We start from the raw sequence: 16,649 nt of genomic DNA on the forward strand, positions 1-16,649 counted from the left end.
CTTACATAAGTCAAGATCCTATTGGACTCGCAGGAAATAACCCAACGTTTTATGCGTATGTACACGATTCTAATTCGTGGGTTGACCCGTTTGGGTTGTCTTCATTTGATCCATTTCAATTTGGTGAAATTACAGATTTTCCAAAAGATTTACATTTTGGTCAAAAGCGAATTGGTCCAAATTTTAGTGATATTGGTTCACAAGCTGATGATGCTATAAGAGGAAGATCAATTAAAGATGTTGCTGATGATTTAAAAGCTAATAAAATTGATCCGAATGTTTTTCAGATATCATATACAATTGACCCAACAACGGGCAAGGCAGTTACTTTAAATAATCGAGGATTAGCAGCTTTGGCAGAGTCGGGTAAATTTCCTACTAATGCTATTTTGGTTCCTTTTGACAAAGTTCCACCACATTTAAAATCTGATTTTGGATTAAAAGGACCAAGTGGGGATATTGTGCCATCAAAAACAATTGCTGTAACAAAAAATAAAGACGGTTCAGGACTTTTAAGAATAATAAAAAATTGTAATTAATGTATAAATTGATATCAGAAAAAGTTGATTTTCAAATATCTTGTACAGATATTGAATTAATCTACACCGAAACCAAATCAAAGGTAAATGTTGAAGGACAGACTTTGAAACAATATTTAGATGGTGAAACCTATTCTAATATTAAAATTATTTTTGAAAAAGTGGCAGAAGTAAAATGTACAACTTTAAATTTTTATGAGTTCAATTATAATGAATTTGAGATTTTAAAAGATGATTATGATATTGAAAAGGTTGAATATTGGAAAATAAATAATCACAATCCTGATTCGGGTTTTTATAGAGTAGAAAATTCTGAATGGTTACAGACAAAGTATAAACTTTATGATCCAACAGGAAATTTAAATTTGAAGCATTATTTAATTATAGGATATGATAGTTATATAGAAATATTAGCTTCAAGATATAACTATATGTATGAATAAACCCAGCTCCGCAAAGTCCTGCTACTTCTACGATCTTTTTAGAAAAAAGAGTCCCTTATAAGGGAAGTGTTTGAGAATAAGAACATTACAAAAAAGTGATTTTTAAACGATAGAAATTATAAAAGTAAAAAAGCTGTCATTTTTGACGGCTTTTTTATTATAAAGTAGCTACGTTTTTATTGAAAAAGTCCTGCTACTTCTACGATCTTTTTAGAAAAAAGAGTCCCCTGCTACTTCTACGATCTTTTTAGAAAAAAGTGTCCCTTACAAGGGAAGTATTTGATAATAAGAATATTACAAAAAAGTGATTTTTAAACGATAGAAATTATAAAAGAAAATTAACTTCAATTTACTTTAGATTGTAGTTGATTTTCTTTTTTTGTTACTCCATACATTTTTTGCAATTATTTTTGTTGTTTTGCTCTTTTCTAAATTGCTTTTGAGCTTGAAAATGAGAATTATAGTGCGAAATAGATATCGTTTTTCCGTTGTAAGTTTCAAAAGGAGTATTTCCTTTTAATGAATGCTGTGGACGAATATTACAGTAATTACGTATAATCTGTGGGAATGTATTATAAAGTTGCAGAGTATTTTCGATATGCAACTGATAAAGATATTGATACTTTAGGATTTTATTAATAGCTTCAATCATAGAGTTAGAACTAGCAATATCCTTTTGAGCAATGTTGTGAATAATATTTGGTTCAATACTTTTAATGTATTCTTTGACAGTTGTGTTTATATTTTCTACCCCGCCATCGGTTACAAACTCTATTGTAGTAGGTTTAGGGAGTTCCTTAAAAGTATTTTGCAATAATTCTTTAATAGCTTTTGGACTTGGTTTTAAACCGATATACCATCCTAAAATCATTCGGGAGTAATGATCTATAAGTAAGTGGATGTAATGTTTTACGCCATTAGCTGTTTTAAAGATTGTGATATCAGCACACCAAATTTGATTAGGTTTAGTAGTTAGAAGTGGTGAATATTCAGGCTTGTTTTGTAAATGTCTACCATTATCAATTCCAAGTAAACTGCTGTACTTATAAAATGTGGCTAAACAAAAACTGAAATCTTTTTTGCGCAATCCCATATAATAGATAGAAGACTTTGACCAAGATTTATAATCACTATTGTTAAAATATTCTTTTATCTTGATAACTTCTTGGTTCAAAAGTTGTTGTGGGTAACGTTTTACACACCAAAAAATATACGAAGCTTCACATTTGTTTAATACTTGTATTTTATAGTTTTGGTAAGTGGCACGTGAAATCCTAAATAACTTAATTGCTTCATCTATAGAAATCCAATTTTTAATGCTCTCTATGGTATTCACAATTATATCCTTATTTTTTTTAAGAACTTTATTGAAATCTTTGATTTGATCAAAAATTGTATACGCTCCTTTGAGTAGTTGTATATAAGCTCTGGAAAGTTTTTTGCTACTAGGAAACTCATTTTGATTTTGAAATAATTCAATATCTTGATCAATCAACCCATTTAAAGTATAATCAATATATTTGTTTTCAGGCTCTTTCAACCATCTAGATAAATTACTGGAAGGGATCAACTTTAAAAGTTCTGTTGATAATAATCCCTTACGAGCAAAAATTTTGGTATTGGTATGATAGGAATTTCTGTGTTTAACAGTCTGCATTTTGAAAAAAGGCGAATGTAAAAAATATCCTTATTTTTTGGTATCAAATTTTGTATCAAAAACATTATTACGCTATTTTTGAAACTATGAAATTACTAGGACTCTTTTTTATCCTGTTGCTAATATCTTGGAACTCATACCACGAATACCAAAAGGATGTTTGTCAATGGCTCAAAAGGGGGTTGTAGAGGAGTAAAAAGAGTTACGGCATTTTGTATGAGATGGGAACGTTCTTTTACATGAGTGGGATTACCAAAAAGGAGAAGAACATGAAACTTCTGTTAATAATTTAGGAGAAGTTTTTTTAAGTCAAAAAGAAAAGGTTAATAATCTAGTTACGTGGGTATATGATACGAATAATTACAACCCAAGCGCAAAGATTTTAGGAGAGGAAGTTTATAGCATCATAAATGATTATTTAGGAACTCCTGTACAAGCTTATAATAGTAACGGAAAATTAATTTGGGAAAGAGAACTTGATATTTACGGAAAGACACGTAAAATAGAAGGAGATCAAAACTTGATTCCGTTCTTATATCAAGGACAATATTATGATCACGATATTGAGTTAGCATATAACCGATTTAGGTATTATAATCCAGAAACAGGGTTGTATTTAAGTCAAGATCCTATTGGACTCTTGGGTGGAAACGAATTATATGCTTATGTGAAAAATTCAAATATACAAATTGATAAATTCGGGTGGTATTCAGATTTATTAGGTAGTGGAATGGGACACCATCTTATGCCAAGATCTGTAGCAAAAAAATTAGACATTACTGAATTAGCACAAACAAATTCTATAGCTTGGTATCCTAATAATGGTATTAATACAGCTACTTTACACGGAGAGATGCACACAAATCTTATCAATGAAGGAGTTCCTTATCATGGTTCTAAGTTTACTGGAACAGTAGACGATTTTTTTGACAAAGGAGCTAAAGCCTATAAAGACATTGATGTAAAAGGATATATGAAAATACCTGGAACAGACGATATTTTATTTGAAAATATGACACCTAGAGAAGCTTTGGATAAATTAAAAGAATTATATAAAAACAAAAAAATACCTTGTAAATAATTATATGTTAGAAAAAAAATTAACTATCACAGATTATGGCATATATATAATGTCAATAGACAAATTATTGAGTTTTTTTAAAGAGAATAAAATAAAAAGTAAAAAAGTATTAGAAGTTTTTCAAAAAAATCATGAATTATATCTAAAATCATTAGAAGAGGGGATTTGGATTCCTATTTTACCAATAGAATCAACTAAATATATTATTAATAACATCCCTCTTAATAACGAATGGCAAGAAGAATTTAGATATGAAGATTTTAACCTTAATGTAAATGATGGAGCATATTGGATTGGATCCTTTGGAAGTTTATTGAACTTTAATTTAGAACAATTTACAAATTCTATCAATGAAAGTATTTCTTATCAAACACTTGATGGAGTTACTTTATTCAAATCATTCAAATTCAATATTGAAAATGGAAAATATTTAGTAAACATAATAGGTTATAAAAGAAAAAGTGCGCTTGAATATCCAGAAGCTAATTATGGTTATTCATTCGAGTTTAAAAAAGTAGAGCAATTTATAGGTTATAAAGATCCTAGAGAAGATGATAAGTATGTTTTTAACCTATCTACATATTAAAAAAGTATATCAATAATACTTTGTGAGTTTTCTAAAATTTTAATAATACCAAACAACGAACAGTTTTTTAGTCTGTTCGTTGTTTCATCTTTTTAGGATGGAAACGTTCTTTTACACCAGTGGACATATCTAAAAGGGCAAGAGGCAGAAACTTCTGTTAACGATCTAGGAGAAGTTTATCTAAGTCAAAAAGAAACCGTAGAGGATTTAGTTACTTGGATTTACCAAGAAAATAGCTTTGTACCTAGTGCTAAAATACAAGGAGAAGAGCAATTTAGTATAATTTCTGATTATATAGGCAGACCCCTACAATGTTATAACGAAAAGGGCTCTTTAATATGGAGCACAGACTATGATATTTATGGAGGTTTACGCAATTTTAGCTCGCCTATTAATCTAACCCCAGACTTTATTCCTTTTAGACAACTCGGACAGTATGAAGACCCCGAATTAGAAGGTCTTTATTACAACAGGTTTCGATATTACGATTGTACTATTGGAAATTATATCTCTCAAGATCCTATTGGACTGGCAGGAAATAACCCGACTTTTTATGGGTATGTGAAAGATAGTAATAGTTGGATTGATATTTTTGGACTAGATATCACAACTTTTTATCATGCTGGTAGTTTAAGTGGACCAATTGATCCATCAAAAGGTAGAACAAATTTAGATTTTAATCCATCTGGACAAGGAGGGTTTTATGTAACTACAGATAAGGCACAGGCTCAACAATGGGCGGAAATGAGAGGTCATCCTGAAATAACTCAATTTGATGTGCCAAATTCAGAACTTGAAAAATTGAATATTAAAAAATTTGATGGGGCGAGTGATGAATGGGCTAAGTTTGTTACAGATGGTAGAGCGGGTAAATTAGAACACAACTTTGATGCTGTTAGTGGTCCTATGTTAGCAAACCCAAGAGGTAAAAACCCTAAACCAATAGGAAGTCAGTTTGCTATATTTACTGATAAAGCCGCTAAACTATTTGATAATTTTAAAGTAAAATGTAGTTAAATATGAAATATAAAGACGAATTAGTATTTATTAATAATGAAACAGGCGAAAAATTAATTTTTAATTTTAACACTTGGATTGAAGTAATTAAAGGGATCATAGTTAAATATACAAATAAAGCATCTCTTGAAGCTGAAGATTTAATTATGAAAAGAAATTTTTTAATGCCTGAAACATATAATCAGGTGATATTTTACAGCCATGACACTGAATATCACTGGGCTATGTTACTTGTATATGGTGATAACTATTGGTTAAATGGTATTAATAGCGATGAACCTATTGATTATTTGGAATGGGATCAAGAATATAGGAAGATAAATTCTCTGAAAGAAGAATCATTTGAATTCGTTTAAGAAAAACACCACCGCTACCGCACGAATCCTTTCGTGTGGTTAAGATAATAAAACAAAAAAGCTGTCGAAAATGACAGCTTTTTTATTATAAAGTAGCTACGTTTTTATTAAAAAACTGCTCTGCTACTTCTACGATCTTTTTAGAAAAAAGAGTCCCTTATAAGGGAAGTATTTGATAATAAGAATATTACAAAAAAGTGATTTTTAAACGATAGAAATTATAAAAGAAAATTAACTTCAATTTACTTTAGATTGCAGTTGATTTTCTTTTTTTGTTACTCCATACATTTTTTGCAGCTTGTCTCGTCCTAAAAAAGTTCACATATTTATACTTAATCCTAAAATAGATTTACAACTTTTTATTTATAATAAATTTTTAATGTGTAATTTGGGATTATATAGGGTTTCACTTTTAGTTTGTACCTTTGTTTTGTAAATTAAAAAATTATGATTGAAGATAAAATGTCTCCAAGAACAAGTGTAGGTCAATTAGGGGAATTTGGATTAATAGAACATTTAACCAAGCATTTTAAAATTACCAATGCTTCTACTTTAAAAGGAATTGGAGATGATGCGGCGGTATTGAATTTTGGTTCTAAACAAACAGTAGTTTCAACGGATTTATTAATTGAAGGCGTTCATTTTGATTTGGCCTATATGCCTTTAAAGCATCTTGGCTATAAGTCAGTAGTAGTCAATTTATCTGACATTTATGCTATGAATGCAAAAGCAACTCAAATTACAGTATCTATTGCTATATCCAATCGTTTTAGTTTGGAAGCACTAGAAGAGTTATATGCAGGCATTTCTTTAGCAGCTAAACAATATGGAGTAGACGTAATAGGGGGCGATACCACTTCTTCTCAAAAAGGCTTAATCCTATCTATTACCGCGCTAGGGGAGGCAGAAGAAAAAGATATTGTGTATAGAAATGGTGCAAAACCAAATGATTTGTTAGTTGTATCGGGCGATTTAGGGGCTGCTTACATGGGGTTGCAAGTGCTTGAAAGAGAAAAACAGGTTTTTTTAGTTAACCCTAATAATCAACCGGATTTAGATCAATACGCTTACTTGGTTGAACGCCAATTAAAACCAGAGGCCAGAAAAGATGTTCCTGAAATTTTAAAAGCATTAGGAATACGCCCTACTTCTATGATTGATATTTCAGATGGCTTATCTTCTGAAATCCTACATTTATGCAAACAATCCCAAGTAGGCTGTAATCTGTATGAAGAAAAACTACCATTGGACCCTCAGTTTATTAACGTATGCGAAGAATTTAATATAGATAGTACTACAATAGCATTAAATGGTGGCGAAGATTATGAGTTGTTATTTACCATTAAAATGGATGATTACGATAAATTAAAAGGAAATCCCAATTTTACTATCATAGGTCATATAGCACCTGATGAAGAAGGCATACATCTAGTTACTCGTGCCAATACAAAAATTGAATTAAAAGCGAGGGGCTGGAATGCTTTAACTGAGGATAAATAAATTATTTTTAAATCATAAAGCAAGACTAAAGTATAAAAAAAGCTTTTTTTTATTTATTCTATGTCTTTTAAACCTGATTACGCCTAAAAAAACATTATAGATAAAAATGCCTTGTTGATTTTGCAAGGTTTTTTATTTTATAAAAGAGGCTGTCCGAAAAGATGCAATCTTATGATTTCGACCAAAGGAAGGGTTGAGCAAATCGAACCAGCGAAACAAATCACATAACGTTGATACTCTGATATTTCCTATCGTAGAGATTGACAAATTAAATATTGTTTTATACCTTTTCAGACAGGCTCTTAAAATCTTTATGATTAAAAATAAAAACCTATTTCATTTTTAACAACCAATTACGAACTGAAACTTCACTATGAATAATAGCTCTTAAATCAGCAATTGCTACACGATCTTGTTGCATAGAGTCACGATGACGTATCGTAACCGTTTTATCCTCTAATGTTTGATGATCTACCGTAATACAAAACGGTGTACCAAGAGCATCTTGACGGCGGTAACGACGACCTACAGCATCTTTTTCATCATAAGCTACGTTAAAATCCCATTTTAAGTCTTCAATAATTTCTTTGGCTAACTCTGGCAAACCATCTCTTTTTATGAGTGGTAAAACCGCTGCTTTTGTAGGCGCAAGAACTGACGGCAAACGCAAAACTGTACGTGTAGAACCATCTTCTAAAGTTTCTTCTTGCAATGCTTTTGAAAAAACAGCTAAGAACATTCTATCTAAACCAACAGAGGTTTCTACTACGTAAGGCACATAACTTGCATTTTCCTCATTGTCAAAATATTGTAATTTTTTACCCGAATGTTGTTCGTGTGCTTTTAAATCAAAATCAGTACGTGAATGAATACCCTCTAATTCCTTAAATCCAAAAGGAAAATTAAATTCAATGTCACAAGCAGCATTAGCATAATGTGCTAATTTTTCATGGTCGTGGTAACGGTAGTTTTCAGCCCCCAAACCTAAAGACTTATGCCATTTTAAACGTGTTTGTTTCCAGTATTCGTACCATTTCATTTCCTCTCCTGGTTTTACAAAAAATTGCATTTCCATTTGTTCAAACTCACGCATACGAAAAATAAACTGACGTGCCACGATTTCATTACGAAAGGCTTTACCTGTTTGCGCAATACCAAAAGGCACCTTCATACGCCCTGTTTTTTGAACGTTTAAAAAGTTTACAAATATCCCTTGGGCTGTTTCTGGACGCAAATACAAATCCATTGCAGTATCTGCGGAAGCTCCTAATTTAGTTCCAAACATAAGGTTAAACTGGCGTACTTCAGTCCAATTTTTTGAACCGGATTCAGGGCAAGCAATACCCAATTCTTCTATCAACGCTTTAACATCAGCTAAATTTCCAGTATCTAAACCACGAGCCATACGTTCTAAGATTTCTTTTTTCTTAGAAAGATATTCAACGACTCTAGGATTAGTAGCTACAAACTGAGTTTCATCAAAAGCATCTCCAAAACGAGATTTGGCCTTTTCTATTTCTTTTTGTGCTTTTTGATTTAATTTTTCACAATAGTCTTCAATTAAAACGTCTGCACGATATCTTTTTTTAGAATCTTTATTATCAATCAACGGATCATTAAAAGCATCTACGTGACCCGAAGCTTTCCAAGTAGTAGGGTGCATAAAAATAGCAGCATCTATTCCTACAATATTTTCATGCATTTGCACCATTGATTTCCACCAATAGTCACGAATATTCTTTTTTAACTCTACCCCGTTTTGAGCATAATCATACACAGCGCTCAAACCATCATAAATTTCGCTTGACGGAAATATAAATCCGTATTCCTTTGCGTGCGAAATAACATTTTTAAATAAATCGTCTTGTTTTGCCATAGTATTGCAAAAATAAAAAAACGGATTTAAAAAATCCGTTTTCTCCCCTTATATAATCAACAATTTTAAAAAAGTTATTTAAGTATAACCCCCACTCCACCAATTAGATCAGTTATTTAGTTGGCATTGTGTTTATAATATCACTCAATATTTCTTCTCATTAAGTCATATTAGGGATATAAACTTATCTAACCTTTAGTAATCAATTTAATACATTCTTTTTGGTTTTTAAAAAAACACTTACTCTTACTTTATACTCTCAAGTTCTTTTAACTACAAAAGAGTTTCGTATTCTTAACTATTTTACAGCAAGAACTCTATTAAAACATCTTAAAAACCCCAACTTAGTTAGTATCTATACCACCTAAGATGGTTTCTTTTTTACTTTTACTAGTTCATTTTCAAGCTGTACTTGTTTATCGACTAACTCTTTATTCTTTCTTACTTCTGCATCGAATCGAAATAATATTTCACTCAAATCATTAGTATAAGTCGTTCTATCTAAAACCTTTTCTTCCTGAAGCTTAAGATTTTCCTCTACAACTTGATAACATTTAACGCTTAATGAAACTGCTATTGAAAGCAGCGCTACAGAAACCATTTTATAGGCTGTTAATGAATCCGTTAACAACATTCTAATTTCAATTTGTTACTAATCAAATGTATTTTAATAATTTTATTACAGAAAAAAAAATCGACGAAATGCTAAAAAAACTGATTAATTTATTTTTCCCTGATTTATGTTTAGGATGTCAAAATTTATTAGTTAATAATGAACAAATAATATGCCTTGAATGCAGGCATGAACTCCCCCTAACCTATCAATGGACAAAAACCAATAATGAAGCATTTATTAAATTTTATGGAAGAATAAATATTGAACATGTTTCTTCTATGTTTTATTACCACAAAAAAGGAATAGGTCAACAACTCATTCATAATCTAAAATACAAAGGACGTACTGAAATAGGAAATTTACTAGGCAAATGGCATGCTCAACACCTCCAAAACCTTCCTGTTTTTAGTACTGTAAACTATATCATTCCAGTACCCTTACATCCTAAAAAGTTAAAAGAACGAGGATACAATCAGATTGACACCTATTGTGAAAGCTTATCGGAAGTATTAAAAATCCCAATTAACAAAAATCTTTTATTTAGACAAGAATATGGCATAAGTCAATCCAAAAAAAGATTGACCGAACGCAATAACGTTGAAAAAAACCGTTTTATCAGTAAACTCGAAACCCTTGATGAACCTATTCATTTTCTTTTAGTAGATGATGTTCTCACCACTGGAGCTACACTAGAAGCTTGCGCCAAGGCATTGCAACAATCTGATAAAATAAAAATCAGCATAGTAACTATGGCTTTTTCACAATCTTAAATAAATGTTGTTATTTTGTAGTTCTAATAAATTTAATACCTAGCCGTTATAGATACTTGTTGTCTAATGAGCATAAAATTGATCCTAATGAAAAATAAATCATTTATTTTATTATTATTCTTTGCTTTAACTCTTATGAATTGCGCCAAAAGAGGTTCAATAACAGGAGGCGATAAAGACATAACCCCTCCAAAGATGATAAGTAGTTACCCGAAAAATTTTTCAACTGATTTTAAAGAAAAAAGTATCCGAATTACTTTTGATGAATATATAAAAATAAATGATCTACAAAAAAACCTCATCATATCACCTCCTTTAAAAAACCAACCCAATATTCAACCTGTAGGAGGAGTTAGCAAACAGTTGACCATAAAATTTAATGAGGAATTAATCCCCAATGCAACTTATAGCTTTAATTTTGGCGAAAGCATTGCAGACAATAATGAAGGAAATAAATTGAAAAATTTTCAATATGTTTTTTCAACAGGAAAAAATTTAGATTCATTATCTATACAAGGTATTATAAAAGATGCTTATGAAAGAGCTACTCCAAATTTTGTAAATGTAATGTTGTATGAAGTAGATGAAAAATATAATGATTCTACTATTTACAAACAAACACCTCGTTATATTACCAATACATTAGATAGTACCGCTACCTTTAAAATTGAAAACATAAAAGCAGGAAAATATAAATTAATAGCTTTAAAAGAAAATGTTTCAAATTATAAATACGATCCTAAAAAAGATAAAATAGGCGTTTATAATCAAGTAATTAATATACCTGATAATTCAATATTTGAATTAGAATTATACAAAGAACAACCACCTTTTAAACCTAAAAGACCTACACAAGCTTCTGGCAATCGAATTTTATTAGGTTATGAAGGGAATAATATACAAAATATACAAATTCAAGCACAGTTAAAAGGCAACAAAATACCTGTGCGTGTTTCAAAAATTCAGGATAAAGATTCCTTACAAATATGGACTCCTTATATAAAGAATGATTCTATTCAGTTAGAATTATCTAAAGATAAATACCAAGAGCGTTATTCTGTAAAATTTAAAGAATATAAAAAAGATACTTTACATCTTGACTCTAAAACATCCTATTTGCATTTAAAAGAAAACTTTGCACTTAAATCATCAACCCCTATTGAAAAATGGGACATTAATAAAATTTTACTAACTAAAGGAAATAAAACACTTATTCCTTTTAAAGCAAAATACGAAGATTATACTCAAAAATTTGTATTGGATTTTGAAAAGGAAGAAAATGAAAAATATGATTTAAAACTATTACCAGGCGCAATAGAGGATTATATAGGAAATAAAAACAAAGATACTCTAAAGTTTAATTTTTCAACAAAGAAAGTGGAAGATTACGGAAATTTAAAAATACACTTTAAGAATAAAAAAAATACACCTCTTATTGTAGAACTTACGAACGAAAAAGGAAAGGTTTTCTATACGAAACCTGTGAGTGGTAATACTACGGATGTGGATTTCATTCTAATAAATCCTGAAAAATATTACATTCGAGTTATCTATGATCTTAACAACAATGGACAATGGGATGCCGGTTCTTTCTTAGAAAACAAACAACCCGAAGAGGTTTATCATTTTCCAACGATCCTTGACGTTCGAGCAAACTGGGATGTCAATCAGGAAATTGATTTAGGAAAATAATGTAGCTATATATATCCTTTTTATGTTTTCAAAAATGATCTGTTTTGGCTAGGAAGACTGTTCAGAAAGGAACATCTCAACTTTTTATCATCTGTTTAACCTTCAAGGGCAGTCACATTATCAACAATATGAGACTCCTTGGCGGTTAACTAGGATAAAACGATTAAAGAAAATCAAACAACAAGACATCCTTTTTAACCCCAGATTATGCATTAGGCTTTGTCATGAAGATAAAAAGAGCCAAGAAGGTAAAAATACGCGGAAATTTTTTACCGCAACTGATTTTTAGTACATTGAGAACAAAGATTGAGTCCTTTTTTAAATTCAAAATCATTTTTATCTGTAATACATTTTTTAATGTGTAATCTGGGCTAAACAACCTCTTCGTTCTATATTATAAAACAATACGATTTAGAGTTTTACATAACCATGATCATCCAAAGGTCTTTTTTTTAATTCTTTCCAATCTGAAAAACCTTTTTTTTCAAAATGAGGTAAATCTTTAAATGTTTTCCAGTTACCTCCCCAATCCCATCCATGTTTAGCAAAAATTTTCACGCATTCATACCAATCTGCAACACCGTCATTGTCCCAATCTTTTACGGTGTCCCATGATGCAACTTTTCCATCAATAATCAAGCAAATATCTACTGCAAAACCGTAATTATGGATAGATTGCCCTCCTTTTGCATTGGTTACTTTTTTACCCGGTTTAGTTCTTCCTAAAGCATATAAATCCTCTTGTTCTTTAAATGTCCGTAGTCCTTGTGTAATTCTAACTTGCGCTCTTCCTGTTAATGATTGATTGCATTCGTTAATAATTTTTGTAACTTCGTCACGCACTAAGGGATGGAGTTTTTCAATTCGTTCTTTAGTTATTTTGTCCATTTTCTTCTATTTACAATTAAATTCTAAATATAAAGGAAAACAATCTAAAAAGCAAATTTTAAAAGAAAAAAATCTAAATTAATTAGAAAAAAATCAATCAATATTAGAAAAATATCCAATCAACATCCTTTTTATGAACACCGCTTTTTTCTACATACACTAAGATTTTCTTAGGAGGCAAACAAAATAACATTGGATTAAATATATAATTTAATCTTTTTAATATTAAAAACAATCTTGGAATTGTATTAAACAAACACCTAACATCTACCTCTTAAAACCTCCTGTTTTATAGTGTTTTACAAGACAATCCGATTATAAAGAGTAATTTTTCACTTCTACTTTATGTGTACAGACTTCGGAGAAGTGTCTTTTTAAACGTACAATCTTTGTGAGGATTGTATCTCTTTTTCTATCACTCTTGACCATCTTAGTTCTGTATTTGCTAAATTAAATGCTGTCCAATGTTTTAAATCTGTAGTTAGCTTATAGGTTTTAGTTTCCATAAATCATCTAGAGCTTCTATTAATTTACTCCCAGTTGCTCCCCAAACATCCCTTAAAGTTTCTCGAACTTCCTTAGCTGTTCCACTCGCAATTTCTTCTCCTTTATAAATTACAGCATATCCTTTTATTTTTCCATCAAAACCAATTCCTTTTATAAATGTGGCATTGGCTTGTTGTAAACGAGTGATTTAGATTCTTTAAATAAAAAAACTGCAATATAAAAATTGCAGTTTTTAAAAATATCTAAATTACTTATAATCAAACCTATCTTCATCTGGATACCAATAACGATCTAAACTTTTACCTATAGTTCCGTTTTCATAATCTTTTATATAATTTTCTATTGTGCATGATGTACCAAAACTAACAACTCTTCCTGTTTTTTTTTCAACTAAAAATGGAGCGTTACCACCTAGAGCATATTTAAGATCCTCTGACAAAATAAATTTTTTAGAATTAAAAAAATATATATTTCCATATGATTTTTTTATTATGTCACTATACAGCACAAGTTCTAAATTGTTACTGTCTCTACTTAATCTATTTAAAAACTTATTTGCTATTTCTAACATTTCTGTATCTGTTAACATATCATCTTTTTTTAATTAATTTATTACCTTACTTTTAAAAATTGAAATTCTTTATATCCCCTTTGTATAAAATTAGCATATTTTCTATCTGTTTGAGAAAAAATTACATATTCTCCTGTTTGCCCATCAAATAAATGTAAAACACCATTTTTTTTCATTCCTACGAAATAATGACCAATAACTTTTGGTGTGCTCTTGTCTTTGATAGCGTAAATAACAATAATTTCTTCTTCTTTCATTAGTTCTTTCATACGAGGAATTGTTGATGGTATAAAACTACCTCCTCCAAATTTTGATGCGACTTGCTCAAGACCTTGCATTTTCGAAGGCTCTGCTAATTTTATTTTTCCTGTTTTTAGAAACACTACCACAGACTCTATTGTATTACCGCAATTTAATTCAGAAATTTGAATCACTTCATTATCTATTGCTTTATGATTAAAATAAGGCATAGCATCTTCAATATGTTCAAGAGGATTAACAATTTTTATTTTTGACAGATTTTCTAAACCTTCTACAAACTGCTGGACTTTAATAGGGTTTTTTGTTTCAACAATCGATTTTCCGTAATTATTACCTCCTACAAATTCCTCCAAGAAATCTTTAAGACCTTTACTTTTAACTCCTTCAAAGAACCTCTCTACCCTTTTTACAAAACTAGCTTTTTCACCTTTTATTACTAATTCCCCTTTATAAACAAGCGCATATTCTGTAACTATTTTGTCAGCATTTTTAACTTCACCAGCTACAAGTATCGCACCGTATCGATTAAGTTCTTGTAACTTACCTGTGTTGAGCAAACCATTACTTATGGAAACAAGTTCTACATTTTCTGTAACAAAGCGTAAGGTGTTTTTTGTAAAATTAGCAATATTTTTTTCTATTACCACTTTAAAAATAAAAGCGCGTACAAAATTTTTAAATTCGGCTTTAGCAGTGCCATTCAGGATTTTCATTCCTCCTTTAAAAACACTGTTTAGCAATACAGGCCCTGCTGTAGCGGCTCCGCCTACTAAGTAGATTTTACTCCAGGTTTCGACAAATTCTTTTGAAAGTTGGTCTTCGGCTAAAGCAAAAATAGTATCGGCGGTGGCAAGTGTAATATCTGCTGCTGCTGCTAAAGCGATGAGTGGCGATGCAGAACCTAATGAGGCTATGGAAACTGCTATCGTAAATACATTTACTCCTATACGAACGGCTTTCATGATTTGCGCTAATTCATCCCGAGAAGCCGTATCATGTAAGAATATAGCGGGCACTACCATGGCTGTTTTTTGAGCAACATTGTATACTTGTACCATTTGCAATGGATTGTAATAAGCCCCTTCTTCTAAATCTTCGTCATACGTAACAGGATAGAACCAAGAGTTTGCTATAGGAATCATACCTACTAACTTAGTTCTTTCTTGTTTTAAAAAGTATTGCGTATCATTAAAATCTAAGGCTCCTAAAGCAGACGTATTTACAGTATAACCATCACCTAAATAAAACGTTTTGGTAGGTCGTTCAATAGCCACTTTTTCGGAACCCATAACGGCATAACTTAGACTGGTTAAAAAGGAAGCAAAAATGGTTTTATTTGTTTGTTTTACACCTTCCCAAATTGAAGTACTGTCTAAACCATGATAGGCTTTCTTGACAAATTCAGGGTTTTTTTTTAAAAAGTTATACAAATCTACCCATTTGTCGAGTGTGTTGAATCCGCGTAATACATTAATAAAAGCACAGCTTCCGTCTATATATCCGCTAAACCATCCCTCAATATCATAACTTAAAATAGTTTTTAAATAGTTAATTAACTCATCACTTTTAAAATTTTCGGCTATCCAATTAGGAGCATTTTCAAAAAGAAATACGATTTCGTCTTCGTTTTTGGCTTTTTGTATGGCATCAACGAACTTGGTTTTGATTTTATTCTTGATAAATTCAAATTGGCTAGGATCTATGGCATTTATTAAATAGGCAAAATCGGTTAAATTTTCAGACTGAAATACAATACCACGATATTGGTCATTCACGGTAAAATCGTTTGGGTTTGGAGTTGCTGTTACTTTATTTCTAAATTTAGCTGTATTAACATAGTATAATGATAATTGCGCAAAAATCAATTTTGTTTTGGCATTAATTTGAATATTAAACCCCCAATCGTAATCAATAGCATCGATTCGTTTGTTTAAACGGGCTTGCAAGAAAGAGGTGTTTATTTTTCCAGATTCATCTTTATAAGTGAAAGGAATGTTATTATTAATGATTTTCATCCTTTGGATAGTTCCACCTTCTCCATCTCTTGTGGAGTACGTTTGTACTATTGGTGCTCTTTCAAAATCTTTCCAATTAAAAATACATTGAGGATTTGTGCTTGCTTTTTTAATAAACCTTATTAATGAAAGAAAATCAACTCCTTCATTGGATCTATTTCCATAAAATTCAGCACTATATCCCTCATTTGAAGGTCTAGGATTCACAGTGTCGATTGTGTTTTTAGGCAATCGTAAGGCTGTAAGTTTTGTTGCTTCAGGCTGATTCATTTTT

General features: G+C 30.7%; 14 protein-coding genes and 1 pseudogene. 9 read left to right on the forward strand and 6 right to left on the reverse strand.

The annotated features are described in order from the left end of the window. Together B0A78_RS14810 and B0A78_RS03905 are read left to right on the forward strand one after the other, a co-directional pair. A pseudogene (locus tag B0A78_RS14810) lies at positions 1–539 on the forward strand (hypothetical protein); the annotation flags it as partial. Then, positions 539–982, forward strand: coding sequence for a hypothetical protein (locus tag B0A78_RS03905; protein ID WP_097609400.1), 444 nt, complete (start codon positions 539–541; stop codon positions 980–982). The pseudogene B0A78_RS14810 and the gene B0A78_RS03905, both read left to right, overlap by 1 nt. Before the next feature lie 382 nt (positions 983–1,364). Here the strand turns inward: B0A78_RS03905 and B0A78_RS03910 are convergent, their stop codons facing one another. Continuing rightward, positions 1,365–2,639, reverse strand: coding sequence for a DDE-type integrase/transposase/recombinase (locus B0A78_RS03910; RefSeq protein ID WP_065212887.1), 1,275 nt, complete (start codon positions 2,637–2,639; stop codon positions 1,365–1,367). Positions 2,640–3,120: 481 nt separating this feature from the next. Between B0A78_RS03910 and B0A78_RS14945 the strand changes: the two genes are divergently transcribed. From B0A78_RS14945 to thiL, 5 genes are all read left to right on the forward strand, one after another. Next, positions 3,121–3,720 (forward strand): RHS repeat domain-containing protein, encoded by a 600-nt coding sequence (locus B0A78_RS14945; protein WP_317044834.1) that lies wholly within the window; start codon positions 3,121–3,123, stop codon positions 3,718–3,720. 49 nt (positions 3,721–3,769) lie between these two features. Further along, positions 3,770–4,306 carry a hypothetical protein gene (locus B0A78_RS03920; protein ID WP_235820824.1) on the forward strand — a complete coding sequence of 179 codons (537 nt, stop codon included), beginning with the start codon at positions 3,770–3,772 and terminating at the stop codon, positions 4,304–4,306. Between the two features lie 357 nt (positions 4,307–4,663). After that, positions 4,664–5,323 (forward strand): DUF3990 domain-containing protein, encoded by a 660-nt coding sequence (locus B0A78_RS14820; protein ID WP_262494790.1) that lies wholly within the window; start codon positions 4,664–4,666, stop codon positions 5,321–5,323. 2 nt (positions 5,324–5,325) lie between these two features. After that, on the forward strand, positions 5,326–5,679 hold the full coding sequence (locus B0A78_RS03930) for a hypothetical protein (RefSeq protein ID WP_063743529.1): 354 nt from the start codon (positions 5,326–5,328) through the stop codon (positions 5,677–5,679). Between the two features lie 447 nt (positions 5,680–6,126). Beyond that, positions 6,127–7,179, forward strand: coding sequence for a thiamine-phosphate kinase (gene thiL, locus B0A78_RS03935; protein ID WP_014165936.1), 1,053 nt, complete (start codon positions 6,127–6,129; stop codon positions 7,177–7,179). A gap of 331 nt (positions 7,180–7,510) precedes the next feature. Here the strand turns inward: thiL and B0A78_RS03940 are convergent, their stop codons facing one another. Together B0A78_RS03940 and B0A78_RS03945 are read right to left on the reverse strand one after the other, a co-directional pair. After that, positions 7,511–9,055 (reverse strand): glycine--tRNA ligase, encoded by a 1,545-nt coding sequence (locus B0A78_RS03940; protein WP_014165935.1) that lies wholly within the window; start codon positions 9,053–9,055, stop codon positions 7,511–7,513. Positions 9,056–9,419: 364 nt separating this feature from the next. Further along, positions 9,420–9,689 (reverse strand): hypothetical protein, encoded by a 270-nt coding sequence (locus tag B0A78_RS03945; protein WP_014165934.1) that lies wholly within the window; start codon positions 9,687–9,689, stop codon positions 9,420–9,422. A 68-nt stretch (positions 9,690–9,757) separates the two neighbouring features. Here B0A78_RS03945 and B0A78_RS03950 point away from each other — a divergent pair, with 68 nt between their 5' ends. Together B0A78_RS03950 and B0A78_RS03955 are read left to right on the forward strand one after the other, a co-directional pair. Continuing rightward, positions 9,758–10,441 carry a ComF family protein gene (locus B0A78_RS03950; RefSeq protein WP_041253462.1) on the forward strand — a complete coding sequence of 228 codons (684 nt, stop codon included), beginning with the start codon at positions 9,758–9,760 and terminating at the stop codon, positions 10,439–10,441. Between the two features lie 87 nt (positions 10,442–10,528). Further along, the gene (locus B0A78_RS03955; RefSeq protein ID WP_225556530.1) at positions 10,529–12,133 is read left to right on the forward strand and encodes an Ig-like domain-containing protein; all 1,605 of its coding nucleotides are present in this window, start codon (positions 10,529–10,531) and stop codon (positions 12,131–12,133) included. A gap of 411 nt (positions 12,134–12,544) precedes the next feature. On the opposite strand, the gene B0A78_RS03960 is transcribed toward B0A78_RS03955, so the two are convergent. The 3 genes from B0A78_RS03960 to B0A78_RS03970 form a co-directional block, all read right to left on the reverse strand. Beyond that, positions 12,545–13,021: a M15 family metallopeptidase gene (locus tag B0A78_RS03960; protein ID WP_065212879.1), complete on the reverse strand. Its 477-nt coding sequence runs from the start codon at positions 13,019–13,021 to the stop codon at positions 12,545–12,547. 754 nt (positions 13,022–13,775) lie between these two features. After that, complete coding sequence (locus tag B0A78_RS03965) at positions 13,776–14,117, reverse strand: hypothetical protein (protein WP_065212878.1); 342 nt, start codon at positions 14,115–14,117, stop codon at positions 13,776–13,778. Between the two features lie 23 nt (positions 14,118–14,140). Next, entirely contained in the window at positions 14,141–16,645 is a 2,505-nt protein-coding gene (locus B0A78_RS03970) for a hypothetical protein (protein ID WP_097609401.1), read from the reverse strand. Positions 16,646–16,649: the final 4 nt, after the last annotated feature.

The sequence above is a fragment of the Flavobacterium columnare NBRC 100251 = ATCC 23463 genome (assembly GCF_002530675.1).
GTDB lineage: Bacteria > Bacteroidota > Bacteroidia > Flavobacteriales > Flavobacteriaceae > Flavobacterium > Flavobacterium columnare.